Origin of the sequence: Geodermatophilus sp. DSM 45219 (assembly GCF_900104025.1) — a bacterium.
Lineage (GTDB): Bacteria > Actinomycetota > Actinomycetes > Mycobacteriales > Geodermatophilaceae > Geodermatophilus.
Map to the genome: position 1 here is coordinate 564,226 of NZ_FNIQ01000001.1, position 13,869 is coordinate 578,094.

13 protein-coding genes are annotated in these 13,869 nt (G+C 73.9%); 2 read left to right on the forward strand and 11 right to left on the reverse strand.

Features of this window, described 5'->3' with window-relative positions; all coding sequences use genetic code 11:
• Positions 1–1,170, forward strand: coding sequence for an ABC transporter ATP-binding protein (locus tag BLR12_RS02720; RefSeq protein ID WP_218120512.1), 1,170 nt, complete (start codon positions 1–3; stop codon positions 1,168–1,170).
• 119 nt (positions 1,171–1,289) lie between these two features.
• On the opposite strand, the gene BLR12_RS02725 is transcribed toward BLR12_RS02720, so the two are convergent.
• The 10 genes from BLR12_RS02725 to dacB all read right to left on the reverse strand — a co-directional run bounded on the left by BLR12_RS02725 (position 1,290) and on the right by dacB (position 10,763).
• Positions 1,290–1,796: a DUF3180 domain-containing protein gene (locus BLR12_RS02725; RefSeq protein ID WP_091373085.1), complete on the reverse strand. Its 507-nt coding sequence runs from the start codon at positions 1,794–1,796 to the stop codon at positions 1,290–1,292.
• Positions 1,793–2,299 carry a 2-amino-4-hydroxy-6-hydroxymethyldihydropteridine diphosphokinase gene (gene folK, locus BLR12_RS02730; protein WP_091373087.1) on the reverse strand — a complete coding sequence of 169 codons (507 nt, stop codon included), beginning with the start codon at positions 2,297–2,299 and terminating at the stop codon, positions 1,793–1,795. Before folK ends, BLR12_RS02725 begins: the two co-directional genes overlap by 4 nt.
• Positions 2,296–2,679 carry a dihydroneopterin aldolase gene (folB, locus tag BLR12_RS02735; protein WP_091373090.1) on the reverse strand — a complete coding sequence of 128 codons (384 nt, stop codon included), beginning with the start codon at positions 2,677–2,679 and terminating at the stop codon, positions 2,296–2,298. The genes folK and folB overlap by 4 nt, the downstream gene beginning before the upstream one ends.
• Positions 2,672–3,535: a dihydropteroate synthase gene (gene folP, locus BLR12_RS02740; protein WP_091373093.1), complete on the reverse strand. Its 864-nt coding sequence runs from the start codon at positions 3,533–3,535 to the stop codon at positions 2,672–2,674. Before folP ends, folB begins: the two co-directional genes overlap by 8 nt.
• Positions 3,536–3,595: 60 nt before the next feature.
• Positions 3,596–4,183, reverse strand: a complete 588-nt coding sequence (gene folE / locus BLR12_RS02745) for a GTP cyclohydrolase I FolE (RefSeq protein ID WP_369803435.1) — start codon at positions 4,181–4,183, stop codon at positions 3,596–3,598.
• Between the two features lie 29 nt (positions 4,184–4,212).
• Positions 4,213–6,201, reverse strand: coding sequence for an ATP-dependent zinc metalloprotease FtsH (ftsH, locus tag BLR12_RS02750; RefSeq protein WP_091373098.1), 1,989 nt, complete (start codon positions 6,199–6,201; stop codon positions 4,213–4,215).
• 355 nt (positions 6,202–6,556) lie between these two features.
• Positions 6,557–7,144, reverse strand: coding sequence for a hypoxanthine phosphoribosyltransferase (gene hpt, locus BLR12_RS02755; protein ID WP_091373102.1), 588 nt, complete (start codon positions 7,142–7,144; stop codon positions 6,557–6,559).
• Positions 7,141–8,166: a tRNA lysidine(34) synthetase TilS gene (gene tilS / locus BLR12_RS02760; protein ID WP_091373105.1), complete on the reverse strand. Its 1,026-nt coding sequence runs from the start codon at positions 8,164–8,166 to the stop codon at positions 7,141–7,143. The genes hpt and tilS overlap by 4 nt, the downstream gene beginning before the upstream one ends.
• 2 nt (positions 8,167–8,168) lie before the next feature.
• A complete protein-coding gene (locus BLR12_RS02765) occupies positions 8,169–9,254 on the reverse strand; it encodes a zinc-dependent metalloprotease (RefSeq protein ID WP_091373107.1) in 1,086 nt (361 codons plus the stop codon).
• A gap of 90 nt (positions 9,255–9,344) precedes the next feature.
• Entirely contained in the window at positions 9,345–10,763 is a 1,419-nt protein-coding gene (dacB, locus tag BLR12_RS02770; RefSeq protein WP_255363253.1) for a D-alanyl-D-alanine carboxypeptidase/D-alanyl-D-alanine endopeptidase, read from the reverse strand.
• Positions 10,764–10,817: 54 nt separating this feature from the next.
• Between dacB and BLR12_RS02775 the strand changes: the two genes are divergently transcribed.
• Positions 10,818–11,312 (forward strand): inorganic diphosphatase, encoded by a 495-nt coding sequence (locus BLR12_RS02775; RefSeq protein ID WP_091373112.1) that lies wholly within the window; start codon positions 10,818–10,820, stop codon positions 11,310–11,312.
• A gap of 113 nt (positions 11,313–11,425) precedes the next feature.
• Here the strand turns inward: BLR12_RS02775 and BLR12_RS02780 are convergent, their stop codons facing one another.
• On the reverse strand, positions 11,426–13,816 hold the full coding sequence (locus tag BLR12_RS02780) for an ATP-binding cassette domain-containing protein (protein WP_091373115.1): 2,391 nt from the start codon (positions 13,814–13,816) through the stop codon (positions 11,426–11,428).
• Between the last annotated feature and the right edge of the window lie 53 nt (positions 13,817–13,869).

A 13,869-nucleotide genomic window follows, 5' to 3' on the forward strand; every position in this document is an offset into this window, starting at 1 on the left:
GTGGACGCTACTGCTGCGCCGGCACCGCCGCGCACGCCGGACCGGACCGCCGGCGAGGCGCCGGAGATCCGGCTGGAGGGGGTCAGCAAGGTCTACCCCGACGGCACCGTGGGGGTGGCCGAGCTGGACCTCACCTTCGCCGCCGGGGAGCTGTCGGTGCTGGTCGGGCCGTCGGGCTGCGGCAAGACGACGACCATGAAGATGGTCAACCGGATCATCGAGCCGACCACCGGGCGCATCCTGCTCGGCGGCGAGGACGTCACCCGGGTCGACGCCGACCGGCTGCGCCGGCGCATCGGCTACGTGATCCAGAGCGTCGGGCTCTTCCCCCACCAGACCGTGCGGGCCAACGTCGCCACCGTGCCCCGGCTGCTCGGCTGGGACCGCCGGGAGATCCGCGACCGCGTCGAGGAACTGCTCGAGCTGGTCGGCCTGGACCCGGCGGTCCACGGCGACCGCTACCCCGCCCAGCTCTCGGGCGGGCAGCGGCAGCGGGCCGGTGTGGCGCGGGCGCTGGCCGCCGACCCCGGCGTGCTGCTGATGGACGAGCCGTTCTCCGCCGTCGACCCGGTGGTGCGCGAGCGGCTGCAGTCGGAGTTCCTACGGCTGCAGGAGACGGTGCGCAAGACGATCGTCTTCGTCACCCACGACATCGAGGAGGCGGTGCGGCTCGGCGACCGCATCGCGGTGATGAGCGGGGGCGGGCACGTCGAGCAGTTCGCCCCGCCCGCCGAGCTGCTGGGGCGGCCCGTCAACGAGACGGTGGCCGACTTCGTCGGCGCCGACCGGGGGCTCAAGCGGCTGGCCGTCACCCCGATCGACCGCGCCGACCTGCAGCAGCCGCCGGTGGTGCGCCTGGGCGACGGGCTGGCCGAGGCCGGGGCGGCCCTGGACCGCGCCCGCGCCGGCTTCGCCGTGGTGCTCGACCCCGCCGGCCGCCCGGCCGGGTGGCTGCCCGCCGATCGCACCTCGGGCGCGGGGACGGTCGATGCGGCGGTGGTGCGTTCGGACGGCGCCGTGCCGGTGCAGGCCTCACTCCGGACGGCGCTGGCCACGATCCTGCAGTCCGACGCCGGGTGGGTGCCGGTGCTCGACGGGGACCGCTACCTCGGCGTCCTCACCCCCGACGCCCTGCACGCGGCGCTGCGGCGTTCGGTCCACGCCGGCTGAGGCAGCGAGCCCGCGACTGCGGGGAAGTCGGCGCTGGGACCGACGCTGCGACCCCGCCTTCCCCGCAGACGGCGGCCGCGAGGCTCAGCGGACGGCAGCGGGCCCCGGTGCCGTGGCGCTCACGTGCGGACGGCGCCCGGCGGTCGCTCGTCGTCCGGGTTCGGCGGGATGCGGCAGATCGACTCCAGCCACAGCGCGGCCCCGACCAGGGCGGCCGAGCAGACCACCCCGACGATCCCGGTGACGGTGTCCGCCCCGGCGGCCTGCAGGCGCGACACCGCCGGCGCCACGTAGAGCAGCAGGCCGACCCAGACGCCGGCCAGGGCCGCCCCCACGTACGCGCTGGCCTGCGCGAGGACGGCGAGCCGGGCGACCAGCATCGGCTCCACCGGCCGGACCGGCGCGCCGCCCCGCTCGGCCGGCGGACGGCGGTCCCGCTGGGCGGCCAGCCGGACGCGCAGCGTGCGGGCGCCGAGGAGCTCCGCCGCGGCGAGCAGGCCCAGCGGCAACGGCAGCCACCACCGCAGCGCGGGCAGCGAGCCGTACGACGCGCGGACCACCAGCCAGGTGGCCAGTGCCAGGCCGGCAGCGAGGACCAGCAGGTCGCGCCGGTTGACCGGCTTCACTGCAGGTGCTCCCAGCGGACGACGGCCGCGACGTCCTCCGGCGGCAGCGCGGCCAGCAGGTCGGTCACCCGGCCACGCCCGGGGAGCACCGCGGTCGGGTCGAGGCCGACCCACGGCACCAGGACGAAGGCCCGCTCGTGGGCGCGGGGGTGCGGCAGGGTCAGCACGGGGTCGTCGGAGAGCACCGGCCGGCCGTCGTCCCCCGTGACGGTGACGACATCGACGTCGAGGGTGCGCGGGCCCCAGCGCACGTCGCGGGTCCGTCCGGCGGCCTGCTCCAGTTCCTGCGCACGGGCCAGCCAGCCGGCTGCGTCCCGGTCCCCGCGGACCACCACGACGGCGTTCAGGTACGGCGGCTGCTCGACCGGCCCCCACGGCGGCGTCTCGTAGAGCGTCGAGCGGGCCACCAGCACGCCGTCGTCCTCGAGTGCGCGGACGGCGGTCCGCAGCGCAGCGGCCCGGTCCCCCAGGTTCGCGCCGAGCGACAGGACCGCCCGGCTCACGGCCGTTCCCGCCGGATGCCGACGGTGACGTCGTCGAAGGGGACGCCGAGGTCGGCCTCGGGCTTGTGCACGGTGATCTCCACGGCGTCCACCAGCGGGTCGGCCAGGCAGACGTCGGCCAGCCGCTGGGCGAGGGTCTCGAGCAGGTCGACCGGCTCCCCGGTCAGCACCGTGTGCAGCGCGCGGGCCAGCTCGGCGTAGTTGACGGTGCGCTCGAGGTCGTCGCCGGCGGCGGCGGGGGCGGTGTCGAGCTCCAGGACGGCGTCGACGCGGAAGGTCTGACCGAGCCGTCGCTCGGCCTCGTACACCCCGTGGAAGGCGTGCGCGGTGAGGCCCCGGACGGTGATGCGGTCGGGGCGGGACGGGGAGGTGCTAGCCACGTCGGTCTCCGTGGGAGCGGGCCGCCCGGACGGCGGCGACGGTGCGGACGGCGTCGACCGAGGCCGCGGCGTCGTGCACCCGCACGCCCCAGGCGCCGGCCTCCGCGGCGAGCACCGTGGTGGCCAGGCTCGCGGCGTCGCGCCGCTCGGCCGGGCGCAGGGTGCCGTCGGGGGCGGCGAGCAGCCGGCCGAGGAAGGACTTGCGGGAGGCGCCGACGAGCACCGGCAGGCCCAGACCGACGATCCGGTCCAGGCCGGCGAGCAGTCGCCAGTTGTGCTCGGCGCGCTTGGCGAAGCCGAGACCGGGGTCGAGCACGAGCTGCGCCGGCGCCACGCCTGCGGCGACGACGTCCTCCACGCGCGCGGTGAGCTCGGCGCAGACCTCGGTGACCACGTCGCCGTACTGCGCGGCGGCGTACATCTCGCGGCTGTGGCCGCGCCAGTGCATGAGCACCCAGGGCACGCCGGTCTCGGCGACCAGCTTCGCCATCCCGGCGTCGGCCAGCCCGCCGCTGACGTCGTTGACCAGCACCGCCCCCGCGTCGAGCGCGGCCTCGGCGACCTCGGCCCGGGTGGTGTCGACGCTGGTGCGCACGCCGGAGCCGGCGAGCTCGCGGATCACCGGGACGACCCGGCGGCACTCCTCCTCGGCATCCACGCGGTCGGCACCCGGGCGGGTGGACTCCCCGCCGACGTCGACGTAGTCGGCCCCGGCGGTGTGCATGGCCAGGCCGTGCGCGATCGCCGTGGCGGCGTCGGCGAAGCAGCCGCCGTCGGAGAACGAGTCGGGCGTGACGTTGAGGACCCCCATGACCACGCAGTGGTCCGGGCGCGGCAACGGCGAGGCTGGTGTCATCGCTCGGCTCCGCGCTCGCTCGCAGGGCTCGCTGCGATGCTCACTCGCTGTCGCCCCCGGCTACCGGCCCAGCACGAGGCTCATCGCCTCGCTGCGGGTCGCCGCGCTGTCCCGGAAGACGCCGCGCACGGCCGAGGTGACCGTGGAGGCACCGGGCTTGCGGATGCCGCGCATGGCCATGCACAGGTGCTCGGCCTCGATGACGACCAGCACCCCCCGCGGCTTGAGGACGTCGGCCAGCGCGTCGGCGATCTGGCTGGTCATCCGCTCCTGCACCTGCGGGCGCCGGGCGTAGACCTCGACCAGGCGGGCGAGCTTGGACAGCCCCGTGACCCGGCCGTCCTCGCCCGGGATGTAGCCGACGTGCGCGACGCCGTGGAAGGGCACCAGGTGGTGCTCGCAGGTCGAGTACATCGGGATGTCCTTGACCAGGACCATCTCGTCGTGGTCCTCGTCGAAGGTCGTCGAGAGGACCTCGGCCGGGTCCTGCCACAGCCCCGCGAAGATCTCGGCGTACGCCCGGGCGACCCGGCCGGGGGTGTCCTGCAGGCCGGGGCGGTCAGGGTCCTCCCCGACCGCGAGCAGCAGCTCGCGGACCGCGGCCGCGGCCCGCGCGAGGTCGACACCCTCCCGGGGCCGGCTCAGCACCTGGTCGTCCGGCTCCGCGGGGAGCTCGCTCACCGCTGGACGGGGGCGCCCACGTCCCCCACAGCGGTGCTGCCGTGGCTGATGTGGCCGTTGCCGTTCTGGGCGGCGCGCTCGGCCGGGGTCAGCACCGGCGGCTGGTCCGACGGCGTCCGCTTGCCGAAGCCGTTGTACGGCGCCAGCGAGGGACGCTTGGTGACCGGCGTGCAGATGCGGGCCATGTCGTCCTTGGAGAGGGTCTCCTTCTCCATCAGCTCGAGGACGAGCTGGTCCAGGACACCGCGGTACTCGACCAGGATCTCCCAGGCCTCGTCGTGCGCGGCCTCGATGAGCGCGCGGACCTCGGCGTCGATGTCGGCGGCGACGGCCTCGGAGTAGTCCGGCCGCGAGCCCATGTCCCGGCCCAGGAACGGCTCGGAGTCGGTGCTGCCGTACTTGACCGCGCCGAGCTTGGCGCTCATCCCGTACTGCGTCACCATCGCGCGGGCCATCGCCGTGGCCTTCTCGATGTCGTTGCCGGCGCCCGTCGTCGGCTCGTGGAAGACCAGCTCCTCGGCCGCCCGCCCGCCGAGGGCGTACGCCAGGGTGTCGATCATCTCCGAGCGGGTCTGGGTGTACTTGTCCTCGGTCGGGAGGACGAGGGTGTGCCCGAGCGAGCGGCCGCGCGGCAGGATCGTGACCTTGTGCACCGGGTCGAGGTTCGGCAGCGCGTGCGCCACGAGGGCGTGCCCGCCCTCGTGGTAGGCGGTCACCTTCTTCTCCTTCTCGCTCATCGCCCGGGTCTTGCGCTCGGGACCGGCGATGACGCGGTCGATGGCCTCCTCGAGCACGTCGTCGGTGATCACCGAGCCGTTGTTGCGGGCGGTCAGCAGCGCACCCTCGTTGAGCACGTTGGCGAGGTCGGCGCCGGTGAAGCCCGGCGTCCGGCGCGCCACGGTCTCCAGGTCCACGTCGGGGGCCAGCGGCTTGCCCTTGGCGTGCACCTCGAGGATCTTCTTGCGTCCCTCGAGGTCGGGGCGGTCGACGGCGATCTGCCGGTCGAAGCGGCCCGGGCGCAGCAGCGCCGGGTCCAGGATGTCCGGCCGGTTGGTGGCCGCGATCATGATGACGCCACCCTTGACGTCGAAGCCGTCCATCTCGACGAGCATCTGGTTGAGGGTCTGCTCGCGCTCGTCGTGCCCGCCGCCCATGCCGGCGCCACGGTGCCGGCCGACCGCGTCGATCTCGTCGACGAAGATGATCGCCGGGGCGTTCTGCTTGGCCTGCTCGAACAGGTCGCGGACGCGGCTGGCACCGACACCGACGAACATCTCGACGAAGTCGGACCCGGAGATGGAGAAGAACGGCACCCCGGCCTCGCCGGCGACGGCGCGGGCGAGCAGCGTCTTGCCGGTGCCGGGCGGGCCGAACAGCAGCACGCCCTTGGGGATCTTCGCGCCCACGGCCTGGAACTTGACCGGGTTGGCGAGGAAGTCCTTGATCTCGTGCAGTTCCTCGATCGCCTCGTCGGCACCGGCCACGTCGGCGAACGTCGTCTTGGGGGTGTCCTTGGTGACCTGCTTGGCCTTGGACTTGCCGAAGGCCATGACCCCGCGACCACCGCCCTGCATGGAGTTGAACAGCCAGAACAGCAGGAGCAGGAGGATCACGAACGGCAGGAAGCTGATCAGCAGGCTGACCAGGACGCTGTCCTGGGTGACGTTGGTGTTGAAGTCGACGCCGTCGCCCTCGCCGAGGCCGGAGACGAGGTCGAACACGTCCTCGGAGGCGCCCAGCGGGTAGGACGCGGTGATCTGGTCGCTGCCCTCGACGGGGTCGGCCAGCTCCAGGTCGAGCGTCTGTTCCTTGTCGTTGATCGTGACCCGCTCGGCGTTCCCGCTCGTGATCTGCTCGAGCGCGACGGCGGTGCTGACCTCCTGGTAGCCACCGTTGCCGCGGAACAGCGAGGAGAACGCCAGCGCCAGGAGGACGACGAGGACGACCCAGAACCACACGGAGCGGAAGAGCTTCTTACGTTCCATACACCGATGCCGGGCGGCCGGGTGCTCCGGCCTGTCCCGTCCACCCTCCTGATCGTCCGGGGGACGCTCCCTGCGGCCCGGGCGGGCACCCTGGCGCTACGGCGCAGCGTCGTTGGATCGACGGTACACCGGCGCGCCTGTGCGACAGCTGTGCGACAGCAGGGCGGACGCTGACAACCCCCAGGCGGGTGGGCTGTGTCATCGCGGTCCTACCGGACCGCCCCGCGGCCCGCCCGCCACCGTTCCCTCCGCCGACGATCAGCTCAGCTCACGTCTGCGCGTCCTGGCTCAGGACCGGTGGTGAGCCAGGACCCTCGACGATCAGCTCAGCTGATCATCGAGGACCGACCGACGATCAGCTCGAGTACACCTCGGGCTTGAGCGTGGCGATGTAGGGCAGGTCGCGGTACCGCTCGGCGTAGTCGAGGCCGTAACCGACGACGAACTCGTTCGGGATGTCGAAGCCGACGTAGCGCACCGGCACGTCGACCTTCACCGCGTCGGGCTTGCGCAGCAGCGCACAGACCTCGAGGGAGGCCGGACGCCGGCCGCCGAGGTTCTTGAGCAGCCAGGAGAGGGTCAGTCCCGAGTCGATGATGTCCTCGATGACGAGGACGTGCTTGTCGCTGATGTCGCGGTCGAGGTCCTTGAGGATCCGCACGACGCCGGAGGAGCTGGTGGCCGAGCCGTAGGAGGAGACGGCCATGAACTCCATCTGGGTGGGCAGCCGCAGCGCCCGGGCGAAGTCGCTCATGAACAGCACCGCGCCCTTGAGGACGCCGACCAGCAGCACCTCGCGCCCGGCGTAGTCACGGGCGACCTGGTCGGCAAGCTCGACGATCTTCTCGGTGATCTGCTCTTCGCTGAGCAGCACGTGGTCGATGTCGGGGCCGTAGCCGTGGTCGTTGCCGAGCTCTGCTGCAGCGCTGGCGGGCTCGCTCACGGGCGGGACTCCTCGCGGGTCTGGGGGGTGTCCTGGAGACGGGGGCCCCGCGCGGCGGGGGGCGACAGCACCAGCCTGCCAGACGTCCGGAGGACCCCTGCACCGCCGGGTAGGTCCACCCGCACCTGCCCGTGCCAGCGGGTGACCAGGGCCTCGACCGCGCGCAGGTGCACCGCCTGGACGTCGGGGACGCCGGCTGCGTGCAGCCACCCGCGGAGCACCCGGCGGCGCAGCGCCGCGGGCAGGACCCCGAGCTCGCGCGCGGGCAGCCCGTCCTCCCCGGTGAGGCGGGCCAGCTCTGCCGCGGCCAGGGAGTCCAGGGCGTCGAGGTCCTCGCGGAGCAGCTCGGCGGTGCGAGCCAGCGCGGGCGCGACGCCGCCGCCGAGCACGTCGTCCATCAGCGGCAGCACCTCGCCGCGCAGCCGCGCCCGGGTGTAGGCGGGGTCGGCGTTCCACGGGTCGTCCCACACCGGCAGGCCCTGCTCGGCGCAGGCCTCGCGGGTGGTGGCGCGGCGGACGCCGAGCAGCGGGCGCCACCACAGGACGCCGTCCGCCGTCCGCTCGGGGACCATCCCGGCGACCGACCGCGGGCCGGAACCGCGGCCGAGGCCCAGCAGCACGGTCTCGGCCTGGTCGTCGAGGGTGTGCCCGAGCGCGACGCGGGCGCCGAGGCCGGCCGCCGCGGCGGCGAGCGCCGCGTACCGGGCGGCGCGGGCGGCACCCTCCGGACCGCCCTCGGCCCCGACCGGCACCCGGCAGACGAGGACCGGGTCGAGCCCGAGCCCGCGCAGCAGCTCCGCCGTCCCGGCGGCCCGGTCCGCCGAGCCAGGCTGCAGGCCGTGGTCGACGGTCACCGCGCCGACCCGGGCGCCGGCGGACCGCGCCTCGAAGGCGAGCGCGGCGGCGAGGGCCACGGAGTCCGCTCCCCCGCTGCACGCGGTGAGGACCGGCCGGTCGCTCCCCCGCAGCCCGGGCCGCACCGCCGTCCGCAGGACCGCGACGGCCCGTGGGGGGCCGGCCACGGCTACGCCGGGATGGCGGGGCGGCCGTGCACCCGCTCGACCCAGCGGGCGGGGTCGGTGAGCTCCTCGATGCGGGGCAGGGTCTCCGGGCTGGTCCACACCCGGTTGAAGCCCTCCATGCCGACGAGGTCGACGACGCCGCCGACGAACACCCGGCCCTCGGCGTACTGCTTCATCTTCTGCTCGAGGCCCAGCAGCCGGCGCAGCACGCGGTCGATCGGGCCGCGACCCTTGCGGCGCTGGGCGAAGCGCTTGCGCAGCGTGACCACCGAGGGGACGACGTCCGGGCCGACGCCGTCCATCACGTACTCGGCGTGCCCCTCGACCAGGCTCATCACGGCGGTGACCCGGTCGAGGACCTCGCGCTGGGCCGGGTCCTGCACCAGCGCCATCAGCCCGGCGTCGTCGCCGCCGTCGGTGCCGCGGGCGGCGTCGAGGACGCTGCGCAGCACGTCGCGCAGCCGGTCGCGGAGCACGTCGGGGTCGAGGTCGGTGGCCTCGACGAACTGGCCCATCTGTCCCTCGAGGTGGTCCTTGAGCCAGGGGACGGCGGTGAACTGCAGCTGGTGGGTGACCTCGTGCAGGCAGACCCACAGCCGGAAGTCGCTGGGGTCCACGCCCATCCGGCGCTCGGCGTCGACGATGTTCGGCGCGACGAGCAGCAGCCGGCCGCCGGTGCCGAAGACCTCGTACTGGCCCAGCACGCGCGAGGACAGGAAGGCCAGCACGCCGCCGGCCTGTACCCCGGTCGCGCGGGAGCCGATCGCGACGGCGAGCGGGCTGGGGGCGGTGTCCTGCCGGGCGGCGAGCGCGTCGACCAGCGGGTCGAGGAGCGCGGACATGCCCTGGGTGTTGGCGTCCACCCAGCCGGGCCGGTCGACGACGGCGACCTCCGGTGCCGGGCCGCCCGGCAGCGGGGTGAGCCCGGTGAGGGCCTCGACGTGCGCGACGGCCGTGGCCGACGCGTCGTGCAGCTCGCGGACGACGGCGGCCGCTTCCTCCCGCGTCGTCTCCGGGCCGGGTCCGACCAGGCGGCGGGCGGTGCGTCCGGCGAGGTCCCAGTCGACCATCCGTGCGGAGCTGCTCATCCGCCCACGGTACGCGGGGTGAAGGACCCTCCTGCCCCCCTCAGCTCGCACGCTCGCTGCGGGCCCCTGGAGGCCGGCCGTTCCGGTCCGTCACCTGCACCCGCAGGCGGCCAGCGCCGAGGCGACGTCGTCCAGCGCGGCCTCCGCGGCCGCCCCGTTGGCCGGGGCGCCGTCGGCGACGACGGCGAAGGTCAGCAGCCGTCCCTCGGCGGTGACCACGGTGCCGGCCAGACCGTGCACACCCAGCAGCGTGCCGGTCTTGGCGCGCACCGCGCCCGGCGCGGTCGCCGGGTCCTCGTCGCCGCGCTCGGCGAGGGTGCCGTCGTAGCCGGCGACGGGCAGACCCGACAGGACGGCGGAGGTGTCGGCCAGCGTGCCGTCGGCGGCGCCGGTGAGCAGGTCGGCGAGCAGGGCGACCGGCACCCGGTCGGTGGTGGCCAGCCCGCTGCCGTCGGACAGCGAGACACCGGTGACGTCGAGGCCGGCGTCGGCCAACGCGTCGGTGACCGCCTCGGCGGAGCCCTCGAAGGTGGCCGGCAGGTCGCGGGCGAGGGCGACGTGGCGGGCCAGCGCCTCCGACAGCAGGTTGTCCGACTGGGACAGGGCCTGCTCGACCAGCCGGGCGACCGGCGCGGACCGCACGGCGCCCAGGGTCTGCGCACCCTGCGGGGCCTCGCCCAGGGAGACGGCCGCGCCGGGGACGCCGAGCGCGGTGGCGAGGGCCGCACCGGCGTCGGTGCCCGGCGCCCCGCTGCGGGGGAGGTCGCCGGAGCGCACCCGGGCGCCGTCGACGGCGGTGGCGGTGACGGGCGCGGCGTAGCTGGACGGCGCGTCGTCCGGACCCCAGCCGGCGGCGGTGAGCGGGCCCTCGAACAGCGAGTTGTCGACGACGACACGGCTGACCTCGGTGCCGGCGGGCAGCGCCTGCTGCACCTGGGCGGCGAGGTCGGCGACCGTGGGCGCGCCGGGGTAGGTCAGCGAGGGGGCGGTGCGCGAGAGGGTCGGGTCGCCGCCACCGACGAGCACCACCTCACCGGGGGCCGCGCCCGCGACGACCGTCGTCTCCAGGGTGGCCTCCGGGCCCAGGGTGGTCAGCGCCGCCACGGCGGTGAGCAGCTTGGCGGTGGACGCCGGCGTGGAGGGGACCTCGGAGTCCTGGTCCAGCAGCACCTCGCCGGAGGCGACGTCGACGACCCGCGCCTCGACGCCGGCCCCGAGGGCGGGGTCGGCCAGCAGCGGCGCGAGCTCGCCGGCGAGGACGGTGGACTCCGGGGCGGGCGCCTGCGCCGACAACCCCGCGAGGACCGGTCGGGCCGGGGCGACCTCGGGCAGCCGGGACTCCGCGGCGGCGACCTCCGTCGCGGCGTCGTCCCCCCGCGGGGCGACCACGAACCAGACGCCGGCACCCACGACGAGGAGCAGCGCGAGGAGCCCGAGGAGGAGGCGGCGACGGAGCCTGGAGTACTTCGGCGTGACGGTCGTCGACCCGCTCGACGCGATGGTGCCCACCCCCAACAGCGACCTCCGGCGGTCGCCCGGGGTCCGATCCGCCACACTACGACCGTGCAGTTCGACGTGACGGTAGAAATCCCGAAGGGCCAGCGGAACAAGTACGAGCTGGACCACGCCACCGGACGCATCCGCTTGGACCGGATGCTGTTCACCTCCACCCGCTATCCGGCGGACTACGGCTACATCGAGAACACCCTGGGCCAGGACGGCGATCCGCTCGACGCCCTGGTGATCCTCGACGAGCCGACGTTCCCCGGGTGCCTGATCACCTGCCGGGCCATCGGCATGTTCCGGATGACGGACGAGGCGGGTGGGGACGACAAGGTCCTCTGCGTGCCGGCGACGGATCCGCGCATGGCGCACCTGGCGGACATCCACGACGTGTCGGAGTTCGACCGGCTGGAGATCCAGCACTTCTTCGAGACCTACAAGGACCTCGAGCCGGGCAAGTCGGTCGAGGGCGCCGAGTGGGTCGGCCACACCGAGGCCGAGGCGGAGATCACCGCCTCGCTCCAGCGGGCCGAGGAAGCCGAAGCCCACCACTGAAAGACCACCCTGGCCCTCTTCGAGCGGCCGCCGAGCGCACGACGGACCCCGACGGCGGCGCACCCCTCCCGGGTGCGCCGCCGTCGGCGTGTCGAGGGTCCGTCGCGCCTCGCTCAGGCGCCGACGTAGGCCGCCAGGTGCTCGCCGGTGAGGGTGGAGCGGGCGGCCACGAGGTCAGCGGGCGGGCCCTCGAAGACGACCCGGCCGCCGTCGTGGCCGGCGCCGGGGCCGAGGTCGATGATCCAGTCGGCGTGCGCCATGACGGCCTGGTGGTGCTCGATGACGAGGACCGACTTCCCGGACTCGACCAGCCGGTCGAGCAGGCCCAGCAGGTTCTCGACGTCGGCGAGGTGCAGGCCGGTCGTCGGCTCGTCGAGGACGTAGACGTCGCCCTTCTCGGCCATCTGGGCGGCCAGCTTGAGCCGCTGCCGCTCGCCGCCGGACAGCGTGGTGAGCGGCTGGCCGAGGGTGAGGTAGCCGAGCCCGACGTCGGCCAGCCGGTCGAGGATCGTGTGAGCGGCCGGCGTGCGGGCCTCGCCGTCCCCGAAGAACTCCTCCGCCTCCGTCACCGACATCGCGAGCACCTCGGCGATGTTCCGGCCGCCGAGCGTGTACTCGAGCACCGACGCCTGGAACCGCTTCCCCTCGCACTCCTCGCAGGGGGACTCCACCGTGGCCATGACGCCCAGCTCGGTGTAGATGACGCCGGCGCCGTTGCAGGTCGGGCAGGCACCCTCGGAGTTGGAGCTGAAGAGCGCCGGCTTCACGCCGTTCGCCTTGGCGAACGCCTTGCGGATCGGCTCGAGCAGTCCGGTGTACGTCGCCGGGTTGCTCCGCCGCGAGCCCCGGATCGCACCCTGGTCGACCACCACGACGCCGTCTCGGGGCGCCACCGACCCGTGGACCAGCGAGCTCTTCCCCGACCCGGCCACACCGGTGAGCACCACCAGCACGCCGAGCGGGATGTCGACGTCGACGTCCCGGAGGTTGTGGGTGTCAGCGCCGCGCACCTCGAGGGCTCCCGAGGCGGTGCGCACCGAGGACTTCAGGGACACCCGGTGGTCGAGGTGCCGGCCGGTCAGCGTGCCGCTGGTCCGCAGGCCGTCGACGCTGCCCTCGTACACGACCTCGCCACCGCCGGTGCCCGCACCGGGGCCGAGGTCGACGACGTGGTCGCCGATCGCGATCGTCTCGGGCTTGTGCTCGACGACCAGCACGGTGTTGCCCTTGTCCCGCAGCTGGAGCAGCAGGTCGTTCATCCGCTCGATGTCGTGCGGGTGCAGCCCGATGGTGGGCTCGTCGAAGACGTAGGTGACGTCGGTGAGGGACGACCCCAGGTGGCGGATCATCTTGGTGCGCTGTGCTTCTCCCCCGGACAGCGTCCCCGCCGGCCGGTCGAGTGAGAGGTAGCCCAGCCCGATCTCCGCGAACGAGTCGAGCAGGTGCCGCAGACCGGCGAGCAGCGGGGCGACGGACGGCTCGTCGAGCGCGCGGACCCACACGGCGAGGTCGCTGATCTGCATCGCACAGAGGTCGGCGATGTTCCTGCCCTCGATCCTCGACGACCTGGCCTCCGGGGTGAGCCGCGTTCCCTCGCACTCGGGGCAGGTCTGGAACGTGATGACCCGATCGACGAAGCGCCGGACGTGCGGCTGCAGCGCGTCGACGTCCTTGGAGAGCATCGACTTCTGGACCTTCGGGATCACCCCCTCGTACGTGAGGTTGACACCCTCGACCTTGATCTTGGTCGGCTCCTCGTAGAGGAGGGTGTCCATCTCCTTCTTCGTGTACGTGCCGATCGGCTTGTCCAGGTCGAGGCCGATGCCCTGGAAGAGGCGGCCGTACCAGCCGTCCATGCTGTAGCCCGGGACCATCAGGCCGCCCTCGTTCAAGGACTTCGACCCGTCGTAGAGGGCCGTGAGGTCGAAGTCGGAGACTGACCCCATGCCCTCGCACCGCGGGCACATGCCGCCCAGGTAGACGACGTCGCGCACCACGTTCTTCTCGACCCGGCCGCCCGCCTTCTCCGTGCTCATCACCCCGCTCGCCTTGCGCGTCGGGATGTTGAAGGAGAACGCGGTGGGGGGACCGATGTGCGGCGTGCCGAGCCGGCTGAACAGGATGCGCAGCATCGCGCTGGCGTCGGTGGCGGTGCCGACGGTGGAGCGCGGGTTGGCGCCCATCCGCTCCTGGTCGACGATGATCGCCGTCGTCAGCCCGTCCAGGAAGTCGACCTCGGGCCGGGCCAGCGTCGGCATGAAGCCCTGCACGAAGGCGCTGTAGGTCTCGTTGATCAGCCGCTGCGACTCGGCGGCGATGGTGTCGAAGACCAGCGAGCTCTTGCCCGAGCCGGAGACTCCGGTGAACACCGTCAGCCGGCGCTTCGGGATCTCGACGCTGACGTCCTTGAGGTTGTTCACCCGCGCGCCGTGCACGCGGATCAGGTCGTGGCTGTCGGCAGGGTGCTCGCTCAACCCCTGGGCGTCCGTGGTGTCGATGCTCATCGTGTCCCGTTCGTCCTGCCTTCTCGGGTCGGGGTCAGCGCAGCTCCTGAAGG